The organism is Rhizobium sp. NLR10b, from assembly GCF_019685435.1.
In the GTDB taxonomy this organism is placed as follows: Bacteria; Pseudomonadota; Alphaproteobacteria; order Rhizobiales; family Rhizobiaceae; genus Rhizobium.
Map to the genome: position 1 here is coordinate 200,395 of NZ_JABDWV010000001.1, position 25,195 is coordinate 225,589.

17 protein-coding genes and 1 riboswitch are annotated in these 25,195 nt (G+C 63.4%); of the genes, 8 read left to right on the forward strand and 9 right to left on the reverse strand.

The features are described 5' to 3' along the window. Positions 1-3 precede the first annotated feature (3 nt). Positions 4-1,131 (reverse strand): BMP family ABC transporter substrate-binding protein, encoded by a 1,128-nt coding sequence (locus HJB91_RS00905; RefSeq protein WP_210632597.1) that lies wholly within the window; start codon positions 1,129-1,131, stop codon positions 4-6. 340 nt (positions 1,132-1,471) lie between these two features. Here HJB91_RS00905 and HJB91_RS00910 point away from each other — a divergent pair, with 340 nt between their 5' ends. Then, positions 1,472-2,164, forward strand: coding sequence for a GntR family transcriptional regulator (locus HJB91_RS00910; RefSeq protein ID WP_210632598.1), 693 nt, complete (start codon positions 1,472-1,474; stop codon positions 2,162-2,164). 247 nt (positions 2,165-2,411) lie between these two features. Here HJB91_RS00910 and atzF read toward each other — a convergent pair whose 3' ends face one another. The 7 genes from atzF to HJB91_RS00945 are packed head-to-tail and all read right to left on the reverse strand — an operon-like array spanning position 2,412 to position 12,018. Continuing rightward, positions 2,412-4,223 carry an allophanate hydrolase gene (gene atzF / locus HJB91_RS00915; protein WP_221153300.1) on the reverse strand — a complete coding sequence of 604 codons (1,812 nt, stop codon included), beginning with the start codon at positions 4,221-4,223 and terminating at the stop codon, positions 2,412-2,414. A 3-nt stretch (positions 4,224-4,226) separates the two neighbouring features. Next, positions 4,227-7,766, reverse strand: a complete 3,540-nt coding sequence (gene uca / locus HJB91_RS00920) for an urea carboxylase (protein ID WP_221153301.1) — start codon at positions 7,764-7,766, stop codon at positions 4,227-4,229. A gap of 2 nt (positions 7,767-7,768) precedes the next feature. Continuing rightward, entirely contained in the window at positions 7,769-8,419 is a 651-nt protein-coding gene (locus HJB91_RS00925) for an urea amidolyase associated protein UAAP2 (protein WP_221153302.1), read from the reverse strand. A 10-nt stretch (positions 8,420-8,429) separates the two neighbouring features. Further along, positions 8,430-9,251, reverse strand: a complete 822-nt coding sequence (locus HJB91_RS00930) for an urea amidolyase associated protein UAAP1 (protein WP_221153303.1) — start codon at positions 9,249-9,251, stop codon at positions 8,430-8,432. Next, positions 9,248-10,072, reverse strand: a complete 825-nt coding sequence (locus tag HJB91_RS00935; protein WP_221153304.1) for an ABC transporter ATP-binding protein — start codon at positions 10,070-10,072, stop codon at positions 9,248-9,250. Before HJB91_RS00935 ends, HJB91_RS00930 begins: the two co-directional genes overlap by 4 nt. Further along, positions 10,069-10,887 (reverse strand): ABC transporter permease, encoded by an 819-nt coding sequence (locus HJB91_RS00940; protein WP_221153305.1) that lies wholly within the window; start codon positions 10,885-10,887, stop codon positions 10,069-10,071. The genes HJB91_RS00935 and HJB91_RS00940 overlap by 4 nt, the downstream gene beginning before the upstream one ends. 57 nt (positions 10,888-10,944) lie before the next feature. Continuing rightward, positions 10,945-12,018 carry a putative urea ABC transporter substrate-binding protein gene (locus HJB91_RS00945; protein WP_221153306.1) on the reverse strand — a complete coding sequence of 358 codons (1,074 nt, stop codon included), beginning with the start codon at positions 12,016-12,018 and terminating at the stop codon, positions 10,945-10,947. A gap of 74 nt (positions 12,019-12,092) precedes the next feature. Continuing rightward, a riboswitch (guanidine-I (ykkC/yxkD leader) is annotated at positions 12,093-12,204 on the reverse strand. Between the two features lie 325 nt (positions 12,205-12,529). Here HJB91_RS00945 and HJB91_RS00950 point away from each other — a divergent pair. Next, the gene (locus HJB91_RS00950) at positions 12,530-15,118 is read left to right on the forward strand and encodes a caspase family protein (RefSeq protein ID WP_221153307.1); all 2,589 of its coding nucleotides are present in this window, start codon (positions 12,530-12,532) and stop codon (positions 15,116-15,118) included. Positions 15,119-15,140: 22 nt separating this feature from the next. Further along, positions 15,141-15,812, forward strand: a complete 672-nt coding sequence (locus HJB91_RS00955; protein WP_210632607.1) for a tail fiber domain-containing protein — start codon at positions 15,141-15,143, stop codon at positions 15,810-15,812. Between the two features lie 68 nt (positions 15,813-15,880). Here the strand turns inward: HJB91_RS00955 and HJB91_RS00960 are convergent, their stop codons facing one another. After that, entirely contained in the window at positions 15,881-17,485 is a 1,605-nt protein-coding gene (locus HJB91_RS00960; protein ID WP_221124010.1) for a hypothetical protein, read from the reverse strand. A 248-nt stretch (positions 17,486-17,733) separates the two neighbouring features. Here HJB91_RS00960 and HJB91_RS00965 point away from each other — a divergent pair, with 248 nt between their 5' ends. The 5 genes from HJB91_RS00965 (at position 17,734) to HJB91_RS00985 (ending at position 25,195) form a co-directional block, all read left to right on the forward strand. Continuing rightward, positions 17,734-18,324 (forward strand): hypothetical protein, encoded by a 591-nt coding sequence (locus HJB91_RS00965; RefSeq protein WP_210632609.1) that lies wholly within the window; start codon positions 17,734-17,736, stop codon positions 18,322-18,324. A 150-nt stretch (positions 18,325-18,474) separates the two neighbouring features. After that, positions 18,475-18,852 carry a hypothetical protein gene (locus tag HJB91_RS00970; RefSeq protein ID WP_210632610.1) on the forward strand — a complete coding sequence of 126 codons (378 nt, stop codon included), beginning with the start codon at positions 18,475-18,477 and terminating at the stop codon, positions 18,850-18,852. Positions 18,853-19,064: 212 nt separating this feature from the next. Beyond that, positions 19,065-21,014, forward strand: coding sequence for a DUF4384 domain-containing protein (locus tag HJB91_RS00975; RefSeq protein ID WP_221123116.1), 1,950 nt, complete (start codon positions 19,065-19,067; stop codon positions 21,012-21,014). A 21-nt stretch (positions 21,015-21,035) separates the two neighbouring features. Further along, on the forward strand, positions 21,036-22,652 hold the full coding sequence (locus tag HJB91_RS00980; RefSeq protein ID WP_221153308.1) for a caspase family protein: 1,617 nt from the start codon (positions 21,036-21,038) through the stop codon (positions 22,650-22,652). Further along, positions 22,649-25,195: a trypsin-like serine protease gene (locus HJB91_RS00985; RefSeq protein WP_221153309.1), complete on the forward strand. Its 2,547-nt coding sequence runs from the start codon at positions 22,649-22,651 to the stop codon at positions 25,193-25,195. The genes HJB91_RS00980 and HJB91_RS00985 overlap by 4 nt, the downstream gene beginning before the upstream one ends.

Genomic DNA, 25,195 nt, shown 5'->3' on the forward strand with positions numbered 1-25,195 from the left:
GGTCTACGCGGTGGACCCGACGACACCCTCGACCAGATAGTTCATGCTTTCGAGCTCGATCGCGTCTTCCGCGTAGCTCTTGTCGGCCGTCACGACGGTGTTGCCCTTGTTATCCTTCAGCGGCCCCTTGAAGACCGAGAAGCCGCCCTTCATCATGTCGGCATGCGTTGCCTCGAATGCCTTGCGGCCCGCCTCGGAAACGCCGGGGCCGAGCGCGCTCATCTTGACGAAACCATCCTTCAGGCCACCACGCACGAAGTTGCCGAGCTTTTCGCCGGCCTGCGCCTTCTTGACGAAATCGCTATAGACATTGCCCCAGGCCCATTCAGCGCCCGTGAGGTATTTCTCGGGCGCAAGCGGGCTCTGATTGGCGTGGTAGCCGCAGACGAAGGCGCCGCGGCCGGCGGCGGTTTCGACGACCACCTTCGGACTGTCGACATGGCAGGTGATGACGTCCGCGCCCTGATCGACCAGAGCGTTGGTGGCTTCCGCCTCCTTGACCGCAAGCGACCATTCGCCGGTGAAGATCACCTGGCAGGTGATGGTCGGATCGACTGCGCGTGCGCCGAGCAGGAAGGCGTTGATGTTCTGCAGCACCTGTGGGATCGGCTTGGCCGCGACGAAGCCGATCTTCTTGCTCTTCGTCGCATGGCCGGCAGCGATGCCATTCAGATACTGCCCCTGGAAAATATAACCGAAATAGGAGCCGGTATTGGCCGGGTGCTTGCCCTCCTGCCATAACCCGCCGCAATGGCGGAACTGGATATCGGGATATTTGGCGGCCATCGCCAGCATATGCGGATCGAAATAGCCGAAGGAGGTCGGGAAGAGCAGGGTGGCGCCATCGAGATTGATCATCGATTCCATCGTCTTCTGAACGTCGACCGTCTCGGGCACGTTCTCTTCTTCGACGACGGTCATCCCAGGCAACGCCTTGACGGCCGCAGCACCCTCGGCATGCGCCTGATTGTAGCCATAGTCATCCTTGGGACCGACATAGACGAAGCCGACGGTGAGAGCCGTCTGCGCAAATGCGCGCGACGAGAGGAGACCGGGCGCCGCGCCGACGAGGGTGGCGGCAGCGGAAGCCTGAAGGAAGTGGCGGCGTTTCATGGAAAGGAGTCTGGTCATCGGAATGCTCCCCTGACGGCGGTTCTGCCGTTTTCAAAATTGGTAACAGAAAAGTGTATGCAATGGTCATGCCAGATTTTATCGCATTGATTTTATGATCGAAATTTTTCTTTCGCCGACTAACGTCGGAGAAGTGCATGCAATTTCATCTCGAAATTGGATGAAAAATATGCAGGGCCTATAAAATCGTCCGATGTCCGTACCGTTGGACTTCAAGAGCTGACTAGGCCGGCAGGGCAAAATGCATTTTTTCCAGTTACATCAATAATATATACTGCTGTTTGACTTTGCCGGCTTGAGCGGGCATGTGTATGCAACCTCAACAATGCAGAATCGGTCCTTGAAGCAAGTCAGGCGCAGAGAAATCATCAGGGCAGGGACGACCGTCGAGCAGATGGTGCGGGCGATTGCCGACATGATCGTGACCGGGCAGATGCTGCCGGGCGAGAAGCTTGATGAAGTCTCGCTTGCTGCTCGTTTTGAAGTGTCGCGCACTCCGGTGCGCGAGGCGCTCCGTGAGCTCGGGGCGATGGGGCTTGTCGACCGCGAGCCGAACCGCAGCGCCGTCGTCACCACGGTGACCGAAACCTATCTTCATTCCATGTTCGAGGCGATGGCGGAACTCGAAGCGATCTGCGCCAGGCTCTCGGCCGAACGTATGACAGTCGACGAGCGGCGCACGCTGGAGTTGGAGCATAAGGCCTCAATGAGGCTCGTGCATGCCGGCGCGCAAGAGGAATATTCGGCGCATAACACGGAATTCCACACCCGCCTTTACCGCGGGGCGCATAATGATCATATCTTTGAAATGGTGACGCAGACACGCGCACGGCTCGCCCCATTTCGACGGGCGCAGTTTCGGCTGCCCGGTCGCTTGGCAAAGTCCTACGAGGAACACGGTCGGATCGTGATGGCAGTCATGCGAGCGGACGGCATCGCTGCCGCACAGGCAGCCTATTCCCATGTGGAGATGGTCAGCGATGCGAGCGCGGTGTTTGCAACAACCGAGGAGCCGAGCGCGCGCGGCACCTGAAGTCTTGCAGGGGCATCTGCGACTAGGCTCAAGCCATGGCGGCCGCAACTGCGGCAGCCGCCCTTTGTCCGCAACGCAGCGAACTTCTTGTTTACGATCGTCCTCAGGCGTCGACGCAAATATGACAGGTCCTATATCGTCTCGGTCTCACCTCGTCCGGTAATCCTGTGGTGGCCGAGCCGCCTTGAGGCGCTTCGTGCCTCAAGGCCAGCAAGTATCGCCAGCAGGATTTTTTTGAGACAATGCTTCATGCTCTTGTCATTTGATCTGCGACGTAGGCGCGCCAGCCTCCCAATTCGGTGATTTCGCGCGCGCCTTCGATGGCGTGAGCCTCGCAGAGAAAACCGGAAATTTGGGAACCGTCATCGAGCGCTACCTTGCCGATTCCGAGCGGGGCCGGGATGTTCTGCACAAAGCGCCCGAAAGTTTCCGGAGTGACCTTCCAAACCTCGACTTCGAGGCCCTTGCCGTCGAAACCGGGTTCGCGGACCAGGCCTGGCTTCGGCGGGACGGTACCGGGCAGAACGAAGAGGCGATAATCCGGTGCAGTACGGCAGGATTTGATGCGCCTGCCGCCCGGTCGCGTCAGTTCATGGTTGAGAGGCATGCCGGTCAAATGTGCCCCGACGACGACGATCGGCACCAAGCCGTCATCGGCCGGCGCCACGCGGCTCGCCTCGGGAATCGCCGACAGACGGTCCATGCCCATTCCCGCGTTCGCCGCCCGGTGCATGGCGTCGGCGAAGGAGGCCACTGCGTCATCGGTGAAGGCGGGGCCGATCAGAGTCACGCCGGCGGGGAGATGACCGTCGGCGTCGAAGCCGGCTGGAACGGCAATCGCCGCGCAATCGAGCAGATTGACGAAATTGGTGTAACGGCCGAAATGGCCGTTTTTCACAATGGGATCCGCCATCATTTCTTCGACCGTGTAGGTCGTCGGCGAAGTCGGCAGCATCAGGATATCAGCCTTTTCCCATTCCTTCCCGGTCTTCTGTCGCAGCGCTTCGAGCTTGTACCGGCCTTCGAAGGCGGCGACCGCGTCATAGGCTTTCGCGCCCTCGATGATGGTGCGAACCGTCGGGTCGAAGTCGGCGGCATTGGTGGCAAGAAAATCCTTCACCGCCGCCAGCCGTTCGGCGACCCAGGGGCCGTTATAGAGCAGTTCGGCTGCCTGCCGGAACGGCGCGTAGTCGAAGGCAACGATGGTGGCGCCGAGGGCGCGTGCCCGTTCGATTGCGGCGTCATAGAGAGCCTCGACGTGGCTGTTGCCGAAGAATTCCCGCTCGGCTCCGTCGAGCACACCGATCCGCAACCCGGAGGTGGGCAGGCTGGCTGGAACGGCCTTGCGCGAGAACGGATCGGCGGCATCGTAGCCCTCCATCACCTTGCGGATCGCGACGCCGTCGCCGACCGTTGCAGCAAAGACGGTGACGACATCGACGCTGCGGCAGGCAGGCACGACGCCGACATTCGGCACCAGTCCCGGCGTCGGTTTGATGCCGACCAGATTGTTGAAGGCCGCCGGCACACGCCCGGAGCCGGCCGTGTCCGTGCCGAGCGCGAAGCTCGCCAGGCCCGAGGCGACGGCAACCGCCGAGCCGGAGCTCGAGCCGCCCGACACATAGTCCTTGTCGAAGACCGAGCGCGGCGCTCCATAGGGCGAACGCGTGCCGTTGAGGCCGGTGGCAAACTGGTCGAGATTGGTCTTGCCGATGACGATTGCGCCTGCGGCCCGCAGCCGCGCAACGACGGTAGCGTTCGTCTCCGGCTGGTAGGAAAAGGCAGGGCAGGCAGCTGTCGTCGGCAGGCCCGTCACGTCGATATTGTCCTTTACCGCGAAGGGAATGCCCCAGAGCGGCAGGCTGTTCGGCTCAGGCGCCCGTTCCATCAGAGCGCGTGCTTCGGCGCGCAGCGCTTCGTCAGGCGTCGGGGTGATGAAGATAGCGGGATCCGTCGCGTCATTGCGACGGGCAATGACGATCTCGATAATATCGAGCGGGCTTTTGCCTGCCTCATAGGCTGCGCGAAGGCTGGTCAGATCAAGAATGGTCGGCAGCATGGGTCAGCACTCCTCCAGAACAACAATGATATCGCCCGCTTTGACGTTTCGTCCGGGCCCGGCGCGCAGGTCGCGGACACGGCCTGGCGCCTGTGCGGTGACGTTGATTTCCATTTTCATGGATTCGATGATGGCAAGCGTGTCGCCGGTCGCGACCGGTGCGCCCGGCTCGACCAGCAGTTTCCAGATATTGCCGGGCACGGCGCTGGCGACACCGAAGCAGCCTTGGGGAATGTCCCCATCCGGGCTTTCGCCGGCGCCTTCGTCGGTAACGAAGCTGTCGAGACCCGCCGCCTTCCAGCGCTGGCGTTCGGCGTCGAAGGCGGCCTGCTGGCGCATCTTGAAGGTCGCAATCGAGGCGGCATTTGCCTGCAATTCCTGCTCATAGGCGGCGTAGGAAAATTCCGTCTCCTCGATCTTGACGGGATAACCGCCATGCGGAAAGGCGCTGCGGGCCTCCGCCAATTCCTGATGGCTGGCCGGAAAGAAGCGGATCTGATCGAAGAAATCGAGCAGCCACGGCTTGCCCCTGGCAAAGACCGGCGTCTGCCGCCAGGTGTTCCACACCTGGATTGTGCGACCGAACAGCTGATAGCCGCCAGGACCTTCCATGCCGTAGATGCACATATAGGCCCCGCCGATGCCGACGGCATTTTCCGGCGTCCATGTACGGGCCGGATTGTACTTCGTCGTCACCAGCCGGTGGCGCGGATCGACGGGGGTCGCCACCGGCGCGCCGAGATAGACGTCGCCGAGACCGAGCACAAGATAGCTGGCGTCGAAGACGATGTCGCGCACGGCCTGTTCGTCGGTCAGCCCGTTGATGCGGCGGATGAACTCGATGTTGTCAGGGCACCAGGGCGCATTCGGCCGCACGAGTTCCTGATATTTGCGCATGGCAAGTTCCGCATCCGGATCGTTCCAGGAAAGCGGCAGATGCACGATGCGACTCGGCACGGTGACGTCCTGGGCCGCCGGCAGACTTGCTTCGATTTCGGCCAGCAGGCCAAGCAGGCGTTTGCGGGTCAGCGTCGTGCCGTCATAATGGATCTGTAGCGAACGGATGCCGGGTGTGAGATCGACGATGCCGGGCAGACGGGCCTGCGAGACGGCCTGCATCAGCAGGTGCACTCTCAGCCGCAGAGCGATATCGAGCGTCATCGGTCCGTACTCAACCAGCAGATTGTCATCGCCCTGGCGGCGATAGACGACGGAGACAGGCCCGTCGTCACTCTTGCCGATCACAGGTGAGCCCATTTCTTCCTTCGCCCGATGCACGACCGGGCCGGCAATCGGATCATCCGATCGCGTGACGGGATGAAAGCGGATGCGATCGCCCGGCTTGAACTGGCCCATTTTCCACTGTTCGTCGCGCGCAATGACCGCCGGGCAGACGAAGCCGCCGAGGCTCGGGCCGTCAGGCCCGAGAATGATCGGCATGTCGCCGGTGAAATCGATCGCGCCGATTGCATAGGCATTGTCATGCAGGTTCGAGGGATGGAGACCAGCCTCGCCGCCATCGCTGCGCGCCCATTTCGGTGCCGGGCCGATGAGACGAACGCCGGTGCGGGCGCTGTTGAAATGCACCTCGTAATTTGTCGAGAACAGCGTCTCGATATCGCCGTGCTGGAAGAAATCAGGCGCGCCATGTGGACCATAGACAACGCCGACATCCCACTCGCGCGTCAGTTCCGCAGGCTCGGTTGCCGGCTTTGCGGCATCGGCGGTCGCCTGACGGGCAAGATGCAGCACATGGCCGGTCTTCAACGTCCCGGTGGCGTTGCCGCCGAACTGCCCGAGCCCGAAGGTGGCGCGTGAGCCGAGCACGACCGGAGCGGCAAAACCGCCCGCCACGGCGAGGTAAGCCCGCTGCCCCGGTCCATCGATGCTGCCGACGACGAGGATCTGGCCGGCGCGGATGGTGACGGCCTCGCCATGCGGCAATTTCACGCCGTCGACGCTCATCGCCATCCCGGCGCCGGCAAGGGCAACTGTCGTATCGGTATGGAATTTCAGCATCGGACCGGAGACCGTCAGCTCCAGCGCCGCAACCATGTCGCCATTGCCGACGAGGCGGTTGGCATGGCGGAAGGAACGTTCGTCCATCGGCCCGCTCGGCGGCACGCCGACATGCCAGAGACCAAGCCGGCCCGGCAGTTCCTGGATGCTCGATTGCGCGCCCGGCGCGATCACCTCGATGACATCGGCTACGAAGGAAAAATCGCGCAGCGCCGTCGTCGCCACCTTGCCGCTCGCCAGAAGTTCGGAGCCGGCGATGGCCCTGAGATAGTCGAGATTGGTTTCGATGCCCGATATCGATGTTTCCGTAAGTGCCGCCTTCAGCTTTTCGATCGCAGCCGGGCGATCCTCGGCTGACACAATCACCTTGGCGAGCATCGGATCGTAGAAGGGTGTGACCTCCGTGCCGGTCTCGATCCAGCCGTCGATGCGCGCGTCCCTGGGGAACGCCACTTCCGTCAGGAGGCCGGCGCTCGGGCGGAAATCGGCATGCGGCATTTCTGCATAGATGCGCACTTCAATCGCCGCTCCCTTCGGCTGCAGGGCCTCGGCGCTCGAGAGCACGTCCTCGCCCGCCGCCTGACGGATCATCCATTCGACCAGATCGATCCCGAAGACGGCTTCGGTGACGGGATGTTCGACCTGCAGGCGGGTATTGACCTCAAGGAAGTAGAATTCCTCGCGCAGGGGATCGTAGATGAATTCCACGGTGCCGGCGGACTCATAGGAGACGGCAGCACCAAGGTCGATGGCGGCCTTGTGCAGGCGGGCGCGGGTCGCGGCAGAAAGTCCGGGGGCCGGGGTCTCCTCGACCACCTTCTGGTTTCGCCGCTGCAGCGAGCAGTCGCGCTCGCCGAGCGCGATGACCTTGCCTTGGCCGTTGCCGAAGATCTGCACTTCGACGTGCCGTGCCTCTGCCACGAAACGCTCGATATAGACGCGCGCATCGCCGAAGCTTGCCCGTGCGGTGCGCTGCACGCTTTCGAAGGATGCCTTCAGGCTTTCGGCATCGGCGCAGAGCTGCATGCCGATGCCGCCGCCGCCGGCCGTGCTTTTCAGCATGACGGGATAGCCGATCGTTTCTGCCGCAGCGAGCGCTTCATCGGCGCTCGACAGCAGGCCGGTGCCAGGCAGCAGCGGCACGCCGCTCGTCCTCGCGAGTTCCCGCGCCGTATGCTTCAGCCCGAAGGCAGAGAGGTGCTCGGGCCGTGGCCCGATGAAGGCGATGCCTTCGGCGGCGAGGCGTTCGGCAAAACCGATGTTTTCCGACAGGAAGCCGTAGCCGGGATGAACGGCCTCGGCCCCCGTCGCCTTGCAGGCGGCAATGACGGCATCGACATTGAGGTAGCTTTCGCCGGCGGGCGCCGGCCCGAGGCGCACCGCTTCATCCGCCATCAACGCAGGCTTGGCGAAGCGGTCGGCATCGGAATAGACGGCGACAGAGGCAATACCCATCCGTCGCAGCGTCTTGATGACCCGGATGGCGATTTCGCCCCGGTTGGCGATCAGGACTTTCTTGAACATGCTCAGTCCTCGCCGTCCCAGATCAGCACCCGGATCGGCGTCGGATCGAAGCCATTGCAGGGATTGTTGATCTGCGGGCAGTTGGAGATGACGCAGAGCACGTCCATCTCCGCGACGAGTTCGACATAGTCGCCGGGTGCGGAAATGCCGTCGACGATCGTCATCTCGCCATTCGGCTTGATCGGCACGTTCATGAAGAAATTGATGTTCGGCACGATGTCGCGTTTGCCCATGCCGTGTTTCGAAACTTCGAGCACAAAGTTGTCGCGGCAGGCATGCAGGTATTTCGTGCCATGACCGAAGCGCACCGTATTGCTCTCGCAGGAGCAGGCGCCGGCGGAGGTGTCATGGCGGCCGCAGCTGTCGGCCGTCATGGTCAGCATGACATTGCCTTCGTTCGACATGATCTTGGTGCCGATGCCGATATAGGCAGCACCCTGCATGCGCATCGTATCCTGATTGGAATAGCGCTCGGAGAAATCATCGGCACGGTAGAAGAGCGTGTCGATCGCCTGCTGGCCAAGACTGTCTTCGATGCGGATCGTCTGGCCCTTGCGCACAAGGCCGGACCACGGAGCTTCGGCCGGAATGAAATGATCCTGCGCGACATTCAGCAGGGTGCGGGCAGGGGAGGTCTGAATGAAATCGGACATCGTCATCTCCTCAGGCCTGCATCAGGGTGTTGTTTTCGAAACCGCGCGCGGCTTCGGCCGTCGCCGTGCGGCAGAGATCGTCAGCAGCAGGGATTGCCGCCTTGTAGCGCGTGATGACGACAGGCTTCGGCTGATAGGTGGGATCAGGATCGAGCGGATGAGGGCAGGTGGAAAAGCCGACCAGCATGTCCATCTCGGCACGCAGTTCGACATAGTCGCCGCTGTTGGAGCGTTTGCCTTGCCAGCCGAACCCACCACTCTCGGCCAGGCGGACGGGCGCGAAAAGATTGAGGATGCCGGGAATATCGCGCCTGTCGAGGCCGAGCTTGACGGCGACGAGGATCAGATTGTCACGGGTATTGCGCGTCTTCTCACTCGGATATTTCGCGGCATTCGAGGCGGCCGTCGAGCCGCCCATCAGGCAGTCATGGGCGCCGGAACTATCCTCGATCATCGAGAACATGACGCGACCCATATCGGAGAAGATCACCCGCCCCTTGCCGAGTGCCGTCGTCCACTGGACCTTGGCGGTATCGACGAGATTGATCCGCTCGCTCGTATCGCCGGCATTCCAGGCGATGAGCGCCACCGTGGAATTTCCCTCTGCCTGATCGATGCGGATCGCCTCGCCGCGCAAGAGTTTCGTCGACCAGTACCAGCCGCCGGGAATGGTCTCCTGGTGGATGACGGCGGCGGCATCGATGGCCGGCGCCGGCAGCGGGCTGGGGCCGGGCAGGACCTTGGGCGCGAATTCCAGCCCCTTCTTCTGGTGCTCCTCGTAACGCGCGCGATTGGAGGCAATTTCTTCGGGGGCGCGTCTCACATGCATCATAGCGTCTCTCCTGATGATGCCAGGTCGTCCCGGCCATGCCCCAGGGAAGCGACCGGGCCGTCCCGGTCAGGGCTGAAGATCGATGGCTGGCCGGCAAGGCGCGGCGGCCAGATGGCAATATCCTTGGTGATGGTGGCGCCGTAGCGCTCCTTTTCCTCAGGCCGGTCGCGGCGGCGTTCGAAGGCGACGACGCGGTTGGCCAGCGTGAAAGCCTCGCGCATGTCATGCGTGACCATGACGACGGTCATCTGCGTTTCATGCCAGAGCCGCTTCATCAGCGTGTGGATCTCGGCGCGGATGCCGGGATCGAGCGCGCCGAACGGTTCATCGAGCAGCAGCACCTTCGGCTTCATGATAAGCGCCTGGGCGAGCGCCAGGCGCTGCTGCATGCCGCCGGAAAGCTGGGCCGGATATTTGTTCTCCGAACCGGCGAGCCCGACTTCGGCAATCAGTTGGCGTGCTTCCTCGATGACGCTGCGGCGTGCGGCGCCGAAGAGCCTGGCCTTGTAGCGCGCGGCGGAAAATTCCCTGCCGAGCAGCACGTTGGCGAGCACCGTCAGGTGTGGAAAGACGGAATAACGCTGGAAGACGACCCCGCGATCCGGTCCCGGCTCCGCCGGCAGAGCTTCGCCGTCGAGCAGGATCTTGCCCTTCGTCGGTTGCTCCTGGCCGAGCAGCATGCGCAGGAAAGTGGTCTTGCCGCAGCCTGATGGGCCGACAAGCGCGACGAAGGCACGCGAAGCGACTGTCAGTGACACATCCTCGAGGACGATCTGGTCGCCATATTCCTTCCAGACCCTTTCGATCTTCAACTCGCTCATGCCTGCTTCTCCAGTTCGGACCAGGGGAAGACGGCGATGCGCAAGCGATCGAGCAGGGCGTTCATGACCACCGCAAGCAGGGTGATCCAGACGACATAGGGAAAGATGACATCCATCGAGAGATAGCGGCGGACGAGGAAGATGCGGTAGCCGAGACCGGAGTCCGACGAGATCGCCTCGGCCGCGATCAGGAACAGCCAGGCCGGGCCGAGCTGCAGTCGGAGGCAAGTGATCAACCGCGGCAGGATTTGCGGCAGCACGACACGCAGACCGATCTGCCAGGAGGAGCCGCCGAGCGTCTCGGCCTTGACGATCTGTTCGCGCGGCAATTCCAGCGCCTTCAGCGCCAGATCGCGGATCATCGTCGGCGCGACGCCGATGACGATAAGGGCGATTTTTGACGTCTCTCCGAGACCCATGACGATGAACAGGATCGGCAGCAGCGCCAGTGGTGGCACCATGGAGATGACGGCGACGAAGGGGGAAAGCAGCGCTCTGAGATAGGGCAGCATGCCGATCAGCATGCCGATGATGAGCGCTGTCGCCGTCGAGATGCCGAGGCCGGAGAGCAGGCGGATGAGGCTCGCGCCCGTGTCCGACCAGAGCAGAAACTCGCCGGTGCGCGGGTCGGCGACGAAGGCCAGACGGTTGATCGCATCGGCAAAGCCGGCAAGGCTCGGCAGAAGCTTGTCGTTGGCGTTATCAGCCAGTCGCGCGGCCGAGCCGAAGGCATAGGCAAGGGCGAGCAGCACGAAGGGCAGCATCGTCAAGGCGAACTGGGCGCCCCGGCTCGGCCTCGTGTTGATCCAACGCATGGGAAATGCTCCGCTGATGAAGGGGAGGGAGCGCGGGCAGACCGCGCCCCATTGCGATCAGAGCGAACCGTCGGCGGCGGCCTTCATATAGGCATCGGTGAAGCGCAGCTTCACATTGCCGGCGTCGCCCAGCACCTTGCCGTCAGGCATTTCGATGCCGATGACGTCGGCGGACGGCGCGCCGTTGCCGAGCAGACCCTTCTCGAAGAGGAAGTTGCGCACCAGATCCATGGTCTTCGGCAGGCTGGGCGAAGCGGTGAAGGCAACGGCATCAGCCGGCTTGTCGAAGAGCTTGGTGGCGGCAAGCTGGGCTTCGAAGCCGGAAAGATCGGTGCCCGAAGCCGAGCCCATGGCCTCGCGGGCGGCCTTACCCTCGGCGGTGTCGGCGCGCAGCAGTGCGGCCGTCTCGTACCAGATGCCGGCAAGCGCCTTGCCGAAGTTCGGATTGTCCTTCAGCACGCCGCTATTGGCGACCATCAGGTCGATGATTTCGCCCGGCACTTGCGAGCTGTCGAAAACCTTCTTGGCCGAGGGATCTTCGAGGATGGTGGAGACCAGCGGGTTCCAGGTGACGACGGCGGTGACGTCAGGCGTCTTATAGGCCGCGACCATGTCGGCGTCGGAGGTGTTGACGACCTTCACGTCGCGTTCCGTCAGCTTGATGCTTTCGAGCGCGCGGGCGAGCAGATAGTGCGATACGGAGAATTCGACGAGATTGACGTTCTGGCCCTTGATATCGGCAAGGCTCGCCTTGTCCTTCAGGATCACGGCGTCATTGCCGTTGGAAAAGTCGCCGACGATCACGGCGGTCGTATCGACGCCGCCGGCGGCCGGGATCGACAGCCCATCCATATTGGTCAGCGTCACTGCATCGAAGGCGCCGGCCGTGTACTGGTTCATCGATTCCACATAGTCGTTGAATTGGGTGACCTCGATCTTGATGCCGTATTTGTCGGCCCATTTCTTGACGATGCCGTGGTCGGCCGCGTAGCCCCAGGGCATCCAGCCGACATAGATGGACCAGGCCACCTTGAATTCCGTCTTCTGTTCCGCCTCTGCGACGGAAGCAAGGCCAAGCATCAGCGATAGCGCCAGCGCTGTGGTGGAAACAATCTTCGAAAAAGTCTGCATTGAAATTCCCCTTCTGCTTTTCTTCAAAAGGGATCGGCAAAGACCATCGTGCCACCAATCCCTTGGCTTACGAGGTCTCCCGGGCTTTTGTCCCGCCGTGCACCCGGCGGGATTTCTCCTCCGCCGGTGGTGGCTCTCGGACCAGTCGCGCTTCAGAAAAGTGCCGGAACCCTAGCCACCAACTCAGCACATTCTTTGCAAGAGGTGTGCCAGCTTATAAATCTTTGATTTTTCTAGCGCCCGTTCCTTGGTTGCCTGTTACTGTGTACACTTTGCGGCATTTGCTAAATTTTTGAGCAGCGATCGGCGCAGCCATCCAATCGACCTCGTCCTTTCGATCGACCGGCACATCCGGTGCGCCGGCACCGTACCTATGGATCCTTGACGACACATTTTTTGGAAGCCCTCCAATTGCCTTGGAAGTAACCAAACTTGCTTTTTTACAGTCGCAGGAATACTTTTATTTGGTCGGTCAATAAATCGTCCAACCAGTACTGTCTGCGGTGGAGCTATGCCCGAGTTTCACGGAAAGAACCGCCTTGCGGCTATATTGCTGATCTTCCTGACGGCATTGGTCTTTCTCGGGCTTGACCAGCCCGCTGCCGCCGCATCCGCTGAACAGGATGGCCGGCGGGTTGCCCTGATCGTCGGCAACTCCGTTTATAAGACGCTGCCCTCATTGCCCAATCCTGCAAACGACGTCCAGGAAGTCGCAAACACGCTGCGCAGGGCCGGCTTCGACGTGACGATCGGCATCAATGTCGACCGCATCGGACTTGAGAATACGGTGCGCAGCTTCCTGCGCTCGGCGAACAATGCCGAGGCCGGTCTCATCTATTATTCCGGCCACGGCATCCAGGTCGGCGGACAGAATTTCCTCGTGCCGGTCGATGCGACGCTGGAAACGCCCTATGACGTCGAGACGCAGACCATGCCGCTCGACCTGATCCTGAACCATCTCAAGCAGAATTCGCGCGTGCAGCTGATCTTCCTCGATGCCTGCCGCAACAACCCGTTCAATGCGCAGAAATTCTGGATGGCGGAAAAGCTGGAGCCGGTCGGCGCGACGCGCGGGCTGGCGCGCATCGACAGCGATCTCGGCAGCCTGATCGCCTTCTCGACCGAGCCGGGCCAGGTGGCGCTCGATGGCGAGGGGGCGCTGAGCCCCTATTCCGAATCCTTCATCAAGCGCGCCAGCGAGCCGAACAAGGAAATCCGCCAGGTCCTGACCGATGTGCGCCGCGATGTGATCGCCATGACCAATGGCAAGCAGGTCCCGTGGGAAAACTCCTCGCTGATGGACAGCTTCTATTTCATCCCCGCCCCACCGCCGCCGAGCGTCGAGCCGATGCAGCAGGTGAGCGTACCGGAAGGCGCCTCCGCGACCCCGCTGCCGATCGCTCCGCCGCATGACGAAACCGGCGCGGCGCTGCTCGTCACGCTCAACCAGCTGCCCCAGACCGGCAAGCTCAGTTTCGACGGCAAGCCGGTGGAGCAGGGCGCCAAGCTGCCGGCCGCGGCGCTGACGGCGCTGAGCTATGATTCATCGGGCGTTGCCGCCGGAACGATCGGCCTGATCGGCTATACGGTCAGCGATCCCTATGGCCAGGCGACGCAGGGCGTCGTCGCCATCACCGTCTCGGCCGATGCCGGCGCCAAGCTCGCCCAGCTCGAACAGGAAAAGCAAGCGCGGCTTGCCGATGCCGGCGCCTATCTGAAGGCGCTGCCGCGCGACGTCGATGCGACGATCGGCGTCGGTCCCGTCGAAGCCCGTCTGCCTGAAGTACCGGTATCGGCCGCGGACATGACCTTCAAGGTCGCCGCCCTCCCCGACAAGGGCACGCTGCGGGCCGGCGACCGGGTGATCGGGCCCGGCCACGTGCTTGAGGCAGCCGATATTCCGGCGCTATCCTACGAGCCGCAGATCGGCACCGAAAACCAGCCTTTCGCCCTGACGCTGCAAGCCGCCAACGACGACCTGCCGCCCGCCACCGTCACCTTCAAGCCGACGCTTGACGCCTGCGATACCGCCGCCGCCGCACCGCTCGACCTGCAGGGCGTCACCGCCGGCAAGCTGCCGAATGAAATCGATCCAGCCATCGCGGTGCCAGCCTGCACGGACGCAATAAAGACCTATCCTCAGGTGGCGCGCTTCGTCTACCAGCTCGGCCGCGCCCAGCTTGCCAACCGCGACACCAAGACGGCCTTCGGGACGATCAAAAAGGCGATGGATGCCGGGCATATCCGGGCGATTTCCGAACTCGCCTCGCTCTATCTCGTCGGCGCATCCGTCCCGGCAAACCTCGGCAAATCCAGCGAGATCGCCGCCATCGGCGCGAAGAAGGGCGATCCCTACGCGCTCTATGCCTATGGCAAAAGCCTCTATTATGGCCGCGGTGTGAAAGCCGACACCGAGGAAGGCCTGAAGCTGATGCTCCAGGCAGCCGACCTCGGCCACACCTATGCAATGAACGAACTTGGCTACATCTTCTCGAACGGCGTCAACGTCCCGGCCGACATGGAACGCGGCATTCGCTTTTACGAGTCGGGTCTCAAGAGAGACGACATCTATTCGATGAACAGCCTCGGGATGATCTATCGCGCAGGCAAAGGCGTGCCGCAGGACCTCGAGAAGGCGCTGGAGCTTTTCAAAAAGGCAGCGGACGGCGGCCAGCCTTACGCCCCGCGGAACATCGGCCTCATGTACAGAGACGGCTTGGGGGTGCCTAAGGACGAGGCCGCAGCCCTCTCCTGGCTGGAAATGGGCGCGGAGCGCGGTGATTATTGGAGTGCGTTCGAGCGGGCCAAGATGGCCAAGGGCGACGGTTCGGATGCCGACAGCCTCGTGACCGCCGCTCACTATTTCGCTCTTGCAAGCGCACTCAACAGGCCCGGAACCGGCGATCCCAAGAAGCAGTCGGACAAGGAGCTCGCATCCTTGGCTGAGCCTGCCAAAAAGAAGGCCGCAGAAGCGTTTTCGGCCGAATTGACTGCACAGGAACTGAAGGCTCTGCCGAAAACGAAGTCCCTTAACGAGAGGCTGACGCTTCTTGCGAAGGCGACGTGGGCAAAGCGAAATCCGCGATATGATCTTTTTTAACCGGTGATTTGGGGCGCCTGACATGACCAGCAAAGTCTTCATCCGCGTACTCCTCTGCTCGACCTTCATCGCCGGCTCCGGCGTCATGCTGCAGGGCTGCATCTTCGATCCGGGCGGCAAGACGCTCTTCGCCCATCAGGAGCCGGCGCAGCCGACCCGCAACAAGACGCCGACCGTCAAAAGGGTTGTCGCTAGAAGTGATGACCAGGAGTCGACTTTCGCGCGATCGGACAAGAGTTCCAGCGGCTCAAGCAGCTCATCCGGAATGGGCGGCGGCTCTGGCAATGACTCCGGCGGCAGCGACTCCGGCGGCAGCGATCCTGGGGGCGGCCCCACTGGCGGGTGGAATTCGGATCGGCGTCTGAAGACGGATATTCGTCGCCTCGGCACATCTCCTGCCGGCATCCCGATCTATGCATTCCGCTACATCTGGGGCGGACCGCTCTTTGTCGGCACGATGGCGCAGGATCTTCTGCTGATCAGGCCGGATGCCGTGCATCAGGGTGCAACCGGATACTACACGGTGGACTACGCCAAGCTCGACATCAGAATGATGTCGATACCCGATGAGCTTTCGCTGGCCTCACCGGCGGCAGCCGCTGCAGTCGCGGCGCTTTCGATCGACGCTGCGAAGGCGCAGCCCTTGATCGGACTTGCGGATTTCGTCTTGCAAGATGTTCAGTTGGCAATCTGATTCAGACGCCCGTGCCGGGCGCAATGCTTGTTTGCGCCCGGCACGAAAACCGTGCCCTGATCCCAGTCTCAGCCATCCAGCCCCTTGAAGCGCACCGGCTGATAGCCGCGCAGCAGCAGGATTCCGAGTGAATAGGTGTTGCGGCAGACGCGGCCCTTGCAGGCATTGGGCGTTGCCTCCATCACCTCCACCTTGCGGTCGTCGGTGAAGCGCATGAACAGCATCACATGCGAACCCGGGCGGTTCAGCGCGTCGCCCGGCTGCAGCGACCAGGGGTCGGCAAGCCGTCTGGTAATGCTCGGGATCGCCCGGGTCGAGACATGCATCTTCAGCCCCCAGGCTTCGCTGACGAAGCCGGAGCAGTCGACGCCGAGAATATTGGTTTGCGGCGCGCTCTTGGTGCAGACATTGCCGGCCGTCTGGCCGTCGACGACACCCTCGGTGAAGTCCTCGAGCGGCGTCTTGCAGCCCCAGCAATAGGGCACGCCCTTCACCGTCTGGCCGCGTTTGCCGAACAGGTAGAACGGCCGGCGCAGCCGGTTCATGTTGTCGCAAGCCGGCCCCGGATCCTTGCCGTAGGCCGCCGGCGTCACCAGCCAGTTCAGCGTCTCGAAGCCGATCGCCCGCTCGATGACGTCGCCGCGCGATTTCGGCAGGATGGCGACCTTCGGCCCCTTTCCGGGCTTGGCCGCCATCGATGGCTTTGCCGGCCTGGCGACGGCGAGCTTGCGGCCGGGTTCGCGCCCCTCGAGTTTCAGCACCTGCGCCCGGCTCTCCCCGGAGCGCAGAAAAAGCACGTCGCCGCGCGGGCCGATCGCCACGAACCGCCTGGAGAAGACCGTGCCGGGTTCGATCGGCAGGTCGTAGACGCGCTCCAGCACGCCGTTCGGCGTGAAGCGCACCACCAGCATGCCGGTCCGTTCCGGCCGCTCGGCGGGCACGAGTTCGACCAGCGCATAGGGCCTTCCCGTCGTGTCGATGTCGAGCAGTTCGACGGTGCCGATCCGGTTTTCCCCGGTGAGCTGAAGCGAGAGGAAATTCTCCTCCGAGCTCGCGCGCCGCAGCAGGATTTCCGCCTTGTCGTTTGCCGCCGAAACTTCTGCAACGATATCGCCGAGGCCGCGGCTCGGCACGTATTGAACAACCGGCGGGCGGGCTTGCGGCCGGCTGGTGCTGCGGCCGATCTCGTCGATGATGCTGTTCAGCGGACCGGGCGGCACCGAGCCCATCGAGGCGAAGACCGAGCGGGTGTAGTCGTCGGCATCGCCGCCGTCGATGGCGCGCAGGGTCTGCGAGCGGCCATCGGCGCCGGGGGAGCGCTCGAGCGGCACGATGCCGTCAGACCAGAGGTAGAGTTCGTTATGAACGACGGCGAGATCCTCCGGCGCCGCATTTTCGGGCAGCGGCAGGATCTCCGGATCGGCCTGCGAGCGTTCGCCGTCGACGGCGAGCACGCGGCCATTGTTCTGGTCGAGGATGTAGACGGTGCCGTCGTCGCCGACGGTGATCGCCGCCGGTCCGGATGCCTCGACCTCCTCATTGGCGGAGATGATGCCGACCGAACGGGCGCCGTCGCCGCTCGGAAGCTCGATCATCACCGTATCTTTTGCGAGCACAGGCCAGGCGATTGCGATCGCCGCGGCCATCAGAATATGCGAGCTGAAACTGCGCATTGCCGTGAACCCCGGAACAGGATCATCTTGGCCCTGGGGGCCTCGGTCTGAAGCCTGTTCACAATTAAAGAGTGAGAGAATGATGTCGCCCGAAAACCGTTCACAACTTTCGGCATCATGCCCCAAGTCCTTAAAATGTTAGGATAGAAGCGGCTCGTCAGCAAGGCGTTGCTTTCCAAACGATTTGGAGATCGGCGTCGACAATAGTACAACTTCATCGTCTTGGAGTTTTACTGGCAGGGAAGCCGATGCTGGACTGGAACGGTGACGAAGTGGCGCTCGACGTCAGCCTGCTGGAGCAGGTGCGCGCGGCAAGGATCGGCTTTTCCGATCGGGTCTGCGCCGCCTCGGCCAGCAAGGACGAAAAACATCTGGCGCAGTTGCGCTCCGAGCCGACCTATCTGATGGCCGAGTTTCTTTATTCGATGAAGGTGTTCGGCATCAACACGGCTGAAGATGTCGAGCGCTTCGCCGATCTGCACAATGATTACGTGGTGTCGCTCACCCGCGATCCGGCGAAGCTGCAACGCCTCGGGCTTTCGCAGGAGCGGGCGCTCGCTTCGATGTTCACCGCCGACACCAAGCCGCGGCTGATCCAGAACTGGGCTGAAAAATCAGGCGCCATCGATCAGTCCAATCTCGCCCGTTTCCTGGTCGCCGTCATGTCGAGCGAGACCTGCCGCAAGACGCTGATCGATTTCGAGACAGCCGGCTTCATGCAGCGCAGGCGCTCGCCCTATGGCACCATGGTCGTCTGGTCGACCGGCAGGATCGAGGAAATCTTCGGCGAAATGCTGCGCAATCTCCGCCTCGCCCTGCAGCAGCTGAAGATCCTCTGACCTCTCTCCAGCCGATTTCACCCCTCCCAATCGATTGGCGCCGAGCGCCGTTGCCTTCCATTCGGGCTCTCCCTATTGTCGTTCTGGAGCAATTCCAGCAAAAGTGTGCAGCGGTTGCGTTATGGCGCCCCTTGGACGGATGTGACGACGATGAAGAAATCCCGGCTCATAAGCGTGTCGATCGGCCTGCTGCTTTCGCTTGGGATGGCCGGCATCGGCTATGCCGGATCGGTCGAGGATGCGCTGGCGGCGCGAAACCCCGCGCTTGCGGCGCTGCGCCGGCACGATGAAAAGGCTTTTGCCGCCGCCGTTGCTGTTATCGCCGACCATGAACGCGCCGAGGGGCTGACGCCGGGCCAGGGCAAGCTGCCGGAGACGACCTCGCCCGGCCGCGACATGGGCTCGGGCTCCGGCAAGGAATTCACATCGGACAATCCGGATATTCTCTGGCTCTACAATTCCTCGCCGGAGGGAATGAGCGACCTGATCTCGATTCTGAAATCCGCCGGCCAGAAGCCGAAGAACTAACCGTCTTTCTCCAATCCGGTCCGACTATAAACGGACGGCGGATATTGCCGGCCGTGGGTCTTGCCGCGCCTCTGCCTTCGCGCAATCTTTCCGGCTCCAAATAATTTGTAACCCTCCCTCAAGCAAGACAGCCAAAGCCATCCCAATTTCACGGGTCGGTGCTATTCTCATCTTCAGCACAGTGTGAGATTGTTTCGAAGGGGGAGGTTCCGATGCTCAGCCGCAAAGCCATCCTGGCCGCAGCCACATGTCTTTCGCTTTTCTCGCCGATCCCCGAGGTCGGGGCGCAGAACGAACGCACGCTGACGGAAGCGCCGGCTCAGAGCGGGCCTGTCAGCATCACCTTCGATCGCGCCGAGGCGAGATATGCCGTCGGCGAAGTCGTCGGCCTCTTCATCCAGTCGAGCGAGAACGCTTATGTCACGGTGCTGAACGTTTCGCCGAACGGCTCCGTCACCAAGCTCTTCCCGAACAAATACCAGACCGATGCCCTCGTTGCCGCCGGCAAGCGCGTGCAGGTGCCGGATCCGGCGAGCGGCGCCAGGCTGCAGGTTTCGGGCCCGGTCGGGCAGGAGCAGATCAAGGTCTTCTATTCCTCCAAGCCGCTGACCATCTTCGCCGATCTCGGCGGCAGCGGCAGCGGCATGTTCCGCTCCATCGACGGCGGCATGGAGGCCGTCTCCCGCAGCCTCGAAGAAGCCCGCAGCCTCGGCACCAAGATCAGCAGCAAGACGCTGACGCTGACCACTGTCGACAGCACGGCCGCCCTGCCGCCTTCCGTCGTTCCGCCCGTCGCCGCCGTTCCCGCCGCAAAACCCGCGCCGGTCGAGCAGGCGGCAAAGCCGCCGGTTGCGCCGAAACCGCCGGCCGCCCCGAAGCCGAAACCGGTCGTCAAACCCGAAGTCGCCAAGAAGCCCGAGGCGATCGAAAAGCCGAAGCCCGCGCCCAAACCGGTCGAACAGGCCGTGACGCAGCCGCCGAAGAAATACAAGATCGTCACCAACCTGGCGCCCGGCCAGCAGCTTGCCGCCGATGAGCTGCAGCTGATCGGCCCCGCCGACACCACCGCCTCCACCCGGCCCAGCCAATATAAACAACCGAGCCAATATCAGCAGCCGTCCCAGTCTGCCCAGACCAAGATGCCGAAACTGCCGATGCCGCAGATCAAGATGCCGCAATTCAAGCTTCCCGGCGGTTTCAGCATCAAGATGCCGCCGATGAGCTTCGGCCGGTCGGCCGAACCCGGCCAGTCCGGCGAGGAAATCGAGGTCGCCAATGCCGATAGCCCGGCCTGCAACGCCCTGCTCGACAAGCTGAACACCGCCGTTGCCGCCAAGGATATCACGGCTGCCGCCTCCGAGGCCGATGCCATTGCCGTCAGCGCCGAATGCGGCCAGTTCCAGATCAACGCCCAACGCCGCGTCGCAGCCCTGAGGCTCGCCGCCGCCCAGGAAATGATGGCCGCCGACAAGCCGGTCGCCGAGTATGAACCGCTGCTCGTCGCCGCCGACAGCCCGCAGGTGCTCTGGCAGGCCTCCGCCACGCTCGGCGAGATCTATTTCTCCGCCCGCCGCTTCGCCGATGCCGCCGCCGATTACCAACAGGCGATCGAGATCATCAAGAACGAGACCCGCACGCCGAAGGCGCCGCCGGCCGAGACCATCTCCGATCTCATCCAGCGCGCCGCCCAGGCCCGCATTCTGGCCGCCAATCCCACCAGCGACAACCCGCAGGGCAGTTTCGTGCCGGCCGAGAAGGATCACCGCAGCGGCGTGCTCGGCGGCATCTATTCAGAAAATGTGCGCGGCATCGTGCCGGTCTCCATCCCGGTGCCGATCACCTTCGATTTCGACAAGTCGACCTTCACCTCGATTGGCACCGAGGCTGCCCAGGAATTGCTGCAAGCGCTGAAGGAGCAGAAGCCCGGCCGCGTCATCCTGATCGGCCATACCGATCGCAAAGGCGGCGACGATTACAATAAGAAGCTCTCCGAGCGCCGCGCCCAGGCCGTTGCCGATTTCCTGAAGAAAAACGGCATCGACGCCACGATCGACGCGGAAGGCCGCGGCGCCTCCGAACCGGTTGACGTGACCGCCACCGCCAACCTCACCGAAGACGATATCGACGCGCTCAACCGCCGCGTCGAATGGCGCCGCGAATAGAGGGGCGAGGGGGAACCGGCCATGTCCACATTCGCTCCCATGGCCGCCGCACTCGCCCTTCTTGTTCTGGCGGGCACGAACAGCCTCGCCAGGACGATCGAAGCTCCCGAGCGCGGCACGGTCAGAGCCGTTCTGATCGGCATCGATCTCTATCGCAATGTCCCGCCGCTGCACGGCGCCGTCGCCGATGCCGAGGATCTTTCCCTGTCGCTGCGCTCGCTCGGGGTCGAGGACATGACGCTCTTGAAGAACGGCGCGGCCGACCGCCAGGGCATCTTCGATGCGATCGGCGCCGTCACGCAAAGGGCAGGCGAGGGCGATCTCGTCGTGCTCGGCATCGCCGGCCACGGATCGAGCGAGCCGGAGCGCGTCAAGGGCTCGAAACCCAGCGGCCGCGACGAGGTCTATGTGCTGGCCGGCTTCGATACGAGGCTGCCGGGATCGCGCGAACGCATCTTCGGCGACGAATTCAAGGTGCTGATCCACAAGCTGGAGGAAAAAGGCGCCGAGGTGCTGTTTATCGCCGACACCTGCCATGCCGGCGGCCTCACTCGCGATGTCGACCCGCGCGGCGGCGAGATCACCTGGCGCCAGGCGCCGTCCTATACGATCGAGGAGGATGACCTGGCGCCGATTTCGACCACGGCCGATGCCCTCTCCACCGGCTTCGATTACAAGCGGTTGACCTTTCTTGCCGCCGTCGACGACCATACCAAATCGCCGGAAATATCGATTCCCGGCATCGTCCAGAAGCGCGGGGCGCTGAGTTATGCCACCGCCCGCGCCTTCGAAGGGGCGGCCGACCGCAACGGCGACGGCACTGTGACCCGCCGCGAGCTGTTCGAATATGTGCGCCAGTCGGTCTATCAGTTCACCGACCAGCGGCAGAACATCTTCACGCAAAGCCCGCCCGGGGCGGATCTCGACCGCGCCGTCGTCTATGCCTATGACAAAGCCGGCCCGGCGGAAGGGCACAAATCGAATGTGCCGCCCCCGCCGCCCGAACCCGCCCCGATCACCCTTGCCGCCCTCGGTTCGGAGCCGGTGCTGGAGGCTGTCGCTCCCGCCGTCACGCCGTTCAAGCTGACGGACGATGCCAATGCCGAACTCGTCTTCGATCCGCAAAAGCGCGAGGCGATCGCCGGCGGCGATGTCGTCGCCTCCGAAGTCGGCGCCGGCGACATGCCCTTCGTCGTCGACCGGATGGCCGCGCTCGACACGCTGAAGCGGCTGTCGGAGATCAACCCGCAAACCGTGCGGGTGACACCATCCGACAAGGTTCATCGCGACGGCGAGCGCGTCGGCGTCACGGTGTCCGAGCTTGCCGGGCGCAAGCTCGTGCTGTTCGACGTCACCGGCGATGGCACGGTGCAGTTTCTCTATCCCGGCGACAGGGAAGCCGATGCCGAGATGTCTGCGACCTTCGATCTCGATCTTTCCGTCGTCGCTCCCTTCGGCACGGACCTGCTCGTCGCGGTCACCTCCGATCAGGCGATGCCTGGTTTGGTGGAATTCCTGAAACAGAACGACCGGCGCCGCACCGCCGGCAACATCGCCAGACACCTCGGCGAGCTTCTGCCCGAGGGCGCGCGCGTCGGATTTACGGTCCTCTATACCTCCGCCGGAGCCAGGCTATGAGCACGTCGATCAGCAAGGTCTTCAACATTGCGGCCGTCCTTCTGCTGCTGGCCGCGCCGACGTTTGCGCAGCAGGATACCGATTTTGCCGGTGAGGATGGCGGGCGGGTGATCGGCGGCCAGGCGGCGAAGAAGGGCGAATGGCCCTGGCAGGTGAAGATCCTGGCGCCCGATCCCGAGCAGCGCGGCCGCTTCGGCGGCCATTGCGGCGGCTCGCTGATTTCGCCGCGCTGGATCCTGACCGCCGCCCATTGCGTCACCAGCGGCCGTTCCGGCAAGCAGGATCTCTTCGCCCGCGACCTCCTGATCGTCGAGGGAAAGCAGAAGATCGACAAGGTGATCTCGGTTGACGGCCCTGATAAGCCGGGGCTGTCCGTCGAGGACGTGATCATTCACGAGGATTTCGACCGCAAGGTCTTCGCCAACGACATCGCCCTCATCAAGCTTGCCGAACCTGCCGTCTCGAAGCCGGCAATCCTCGCCTCCGCCGCGGACGAGGCCGTGGAAAGCCCCGGCCACACCGCCGTCGTCACCGGCTGGGGTTACACCAAGGCCGATCACGGCTGGGATGACAAATACCTGCCGACCGAACTGCAGGAGGTCGAGCTGCCGCTCGTCTCGCGCGAGGATTGCCGCGCCGCCTATCGCGAGAGCTCTATGCGCATGAACCCGATCGACGAGCGCAATGTCTGCGCCGGTTATGCCGAGGGCGGCAAGGATGCCTGCCAGGGCGACAGCGGCGGGCCGCTGGTCGCGCAGCGCCCCGACAAGCGCTGGATCCAGCTCGGCATCGTCAGCTGGGGCGCCGGCTGCGCCGAGGCCGAACATTACGGGGTCTATACCCGCGTCGCCGCCTTCCGCGACTGGATCGCCGCCAGGACGGACGGTGACGTGCCGAACGCGCCCGACACTTCGGCTGCTGCCGCCGAGGATCAGGTGGCGGCAATCGACACCAAGCGCCGGCCTGCTGCAAGCGAGACGACGGCCGGCACCAAGCAGAAGCAGACGCCGGCTGCACAGCTCGAGGCCAACCTTGCAATTACGACGCCGCCCGGCAGCACGACCGCGCCTGCGGAAACGACGGAGACTCCAGCATCGCCTTCGCCCGAAGGCAGCCAGCCCGAGGTTCAGGCGCCGGCCGCCGAGCTGCCCATGGCAGTGCGTTCTCCCGGCGACCGCGCGCTTCTGATCGGCATCGACGATTATGAGATGCGCGAGGCGAAGCTGACCGGCTCGGTCGACGATGTGAAGGCGATGCAGCTCTTCCTCGTCAAGACGGTCGGCTACCGTCCGGAACAGATCCACACGCTCACCAATCGCAAGGCCACCCGCGCGGCGATCCTTGCCGAGATCGACGACTGGCTAGTGCGCCAGTCTCAAGCCGGCAGCCGCGTCTTCCTCTATTTCAGCGGCCAGGGCTCCGAGGAAATGGGCGCCGAGGCGACGACGAGCCCGACGCTGGTCGCCGCCGATGCCAGGCTGGTGCGCGAGGGGGCCAAGGTGACCGTCACCAACCAGATCCGCGAGACCGAAATCGCCGCCCGGCTGAACAGCCTCAGGGACCGCCGCGTCACGCTGCTGATCGATGCCTGCCATGTCGGCCCCGGCAGCCGCAGCGCGGTGGCCGCGCCCGCCGGCGGCACGGTGCGCTGCCTCGGGCCTGCTTTGGCGTCGCTGCAGCCGCCGAACCGCTCCGGCAAGGAGGCGAAATTCTCCTTCGGCGGCGAAACGGCGATGGTCTGGTCGGCGGTCAATGCCGGGCAATGGGCGCTGGTCGATACCGAGGCCAAACCGCCGCTCGGCGTCTTCACCCGCCGCTTCATCGAAGGCGTGCAGGAAGGGGTGGCGCGCGCTTCCGACAAGCCTGACGTCAGCAACGCCGCCCTGCTTGATTATGTCAGGCGCAAATCGGACGAATATTGCCGGGCCCATTCCGAGGACTGCCGCTTCACGCCGGTGCCGCAATTCTACGGCCTCCCGGATGCGCTTGGCCGCGACGTCGTCACCGGAGAGGAGGCGAAGACCCCGGTCGCCGCCGTCGAAAACACGCTGAAGACCGACAATGAGGCGGGCGTGGCCGTCGACGTGCTGCCCGGCACCTCGGTCAGCATCGGCGACAAGGTGGCGATGCGCGTCTCCACCAAGAAATCAGGCTACCTGATCCTCGTCGATATCGACGCCGCCGGCAAGCTGACGCAGCTCTATCCCAACAAGCGCTCGATGGGCCTGAAGCCGACGGCGAAGGGCGGCGACAACCGGCTCGATCCGGCCCGGCCGGTGGTCGTGCCGGATGCCCGCAATCCCTATATCGGTTTCGAATATGTGGTGGAGGGGCCGGCCGGCGTCGGCATGGTCGTCGCCATTCTCAGCGACAAGCCGATCGAAGTGCTCGACCTGCCTGACGTGCCGACACCGCTCGTCGGCCAGCGCGCCGCCTTCAACTATGTCTACGACCTCGCCCGCAGCCTCAGGATCGTCGGCGACGACGAGACCGGCGTCCAGGGCAAATGGTCGTTCGATTCCAAATTCTATCGCATCCGCTGA

Coding starts and splice junctions, on each gene's coding strand:
- atzF (WP_221153300.1), bottom strand. CDS start 4,223: ATGCTGCCGACCATTCTTGATCTGACCAGCCTTCGCGCAGCCTATGAG.
- HJB91_RS00930 (WP_221153303.1), bottom strand. CDS start 9,251: ATGATGCATGTGAGACGCGCCCCCGAAGAAATTGCCTCCAATCGCGCG.
- HJB91_RS00960 (WP_221124010.1), bottom strand. CDS start 17,485: ATGCGCAGTTTCAGCTCGCATATTCTGATGGCCGCGGCGATCGCAATC.
- HJB91_RS00905 (WP_210632597.1), bottom strand. CDS start 1,131: ATGACCAGACTCCTTTCCATGAAACGCCGCCACTTCCTTCAGGCTTCC.
- HJB91_RS00935 (WP_221153304.1), bottom strand. CDS start 10,072: ATGAGCGAGTTGAAGATCGAAAGGGTCTGGAAGGAATATGGCGACCAG.
- HJB91_RS00940 (WP_221153305.1), bottom strand. CDS start 10,887: ATGCGTTGGATCAACACGAGGCCGAGCCGGGGCGCCCAGTTCGCCTTG.
- uca (WP_221153301.1), bottom strand. CDS start 7,766: ATGTTCAAGAAAGTCCTGATCGCCAACCGGGGCGAAATCGCCATCCGG.
- HJB91_RS00985 (WP_221153309.1), top strand. CDS start 22,649: ATGAGCACGTCGATCAGCAAGGTCTTCAACATTGCGGCCGTCCTTCTG.
- HJB91_RS00925 (WP_221153302.1), bottom strand. CDS start 8,419: ATGTCCGATTTCATTCAGACCTCCCCTGCCCGCACCCTGCTGAATGTC.
- HJB91_RS00965 (WP_210632609.1), top strand. CDS start 17,734: ATGCTGGACTGGAACGGTGACGAAGTGGCGCTCGACGTCAGCCTGCTG.
- HJB91_RS00955 (WP_210632607.1), top strand. CDS start 15,141: ATGACCAGCAAAGTCTTCATCCGCGTACTCCTCTGCTCGACCTTCATC.
- HJB91_RS00980 (WP_221153308.1), top strand. CDS start 21,036: ATGTCCACATTCGCTCCCATGGCCGCCGCACTCGCCCTTCTTGTTCTG.
- HJB91_RS00950 (WP_221153307.1), top strand. CDS start 12,530: ATGCCCGAGTTTCACGGAAAGAACCGCCTTGCGGCTATATTGCTGATC.
- HJB91_RS00970 (WP_210632610.1), top strand. CDS start 18,475: ATGAAGAAATCCCGGCTCATAAGCGTGTCGATCGGCCTGCTGCTTTCG.
- HJB91_RS00945 (WP_221153306.1), bottom strand. CDS start 12,018: ATGCAGACTTTTTCGAAGATTGTTTCCACCACAGCGCTGGCGCTATCG.
- HJB91_RS00975 (WP_221123116.1), top strand. CDS start 19,065: ATGCTCAGCCGCAAAGCCATCCTGGCCGCAGCCACATGTCTTTCGCTT.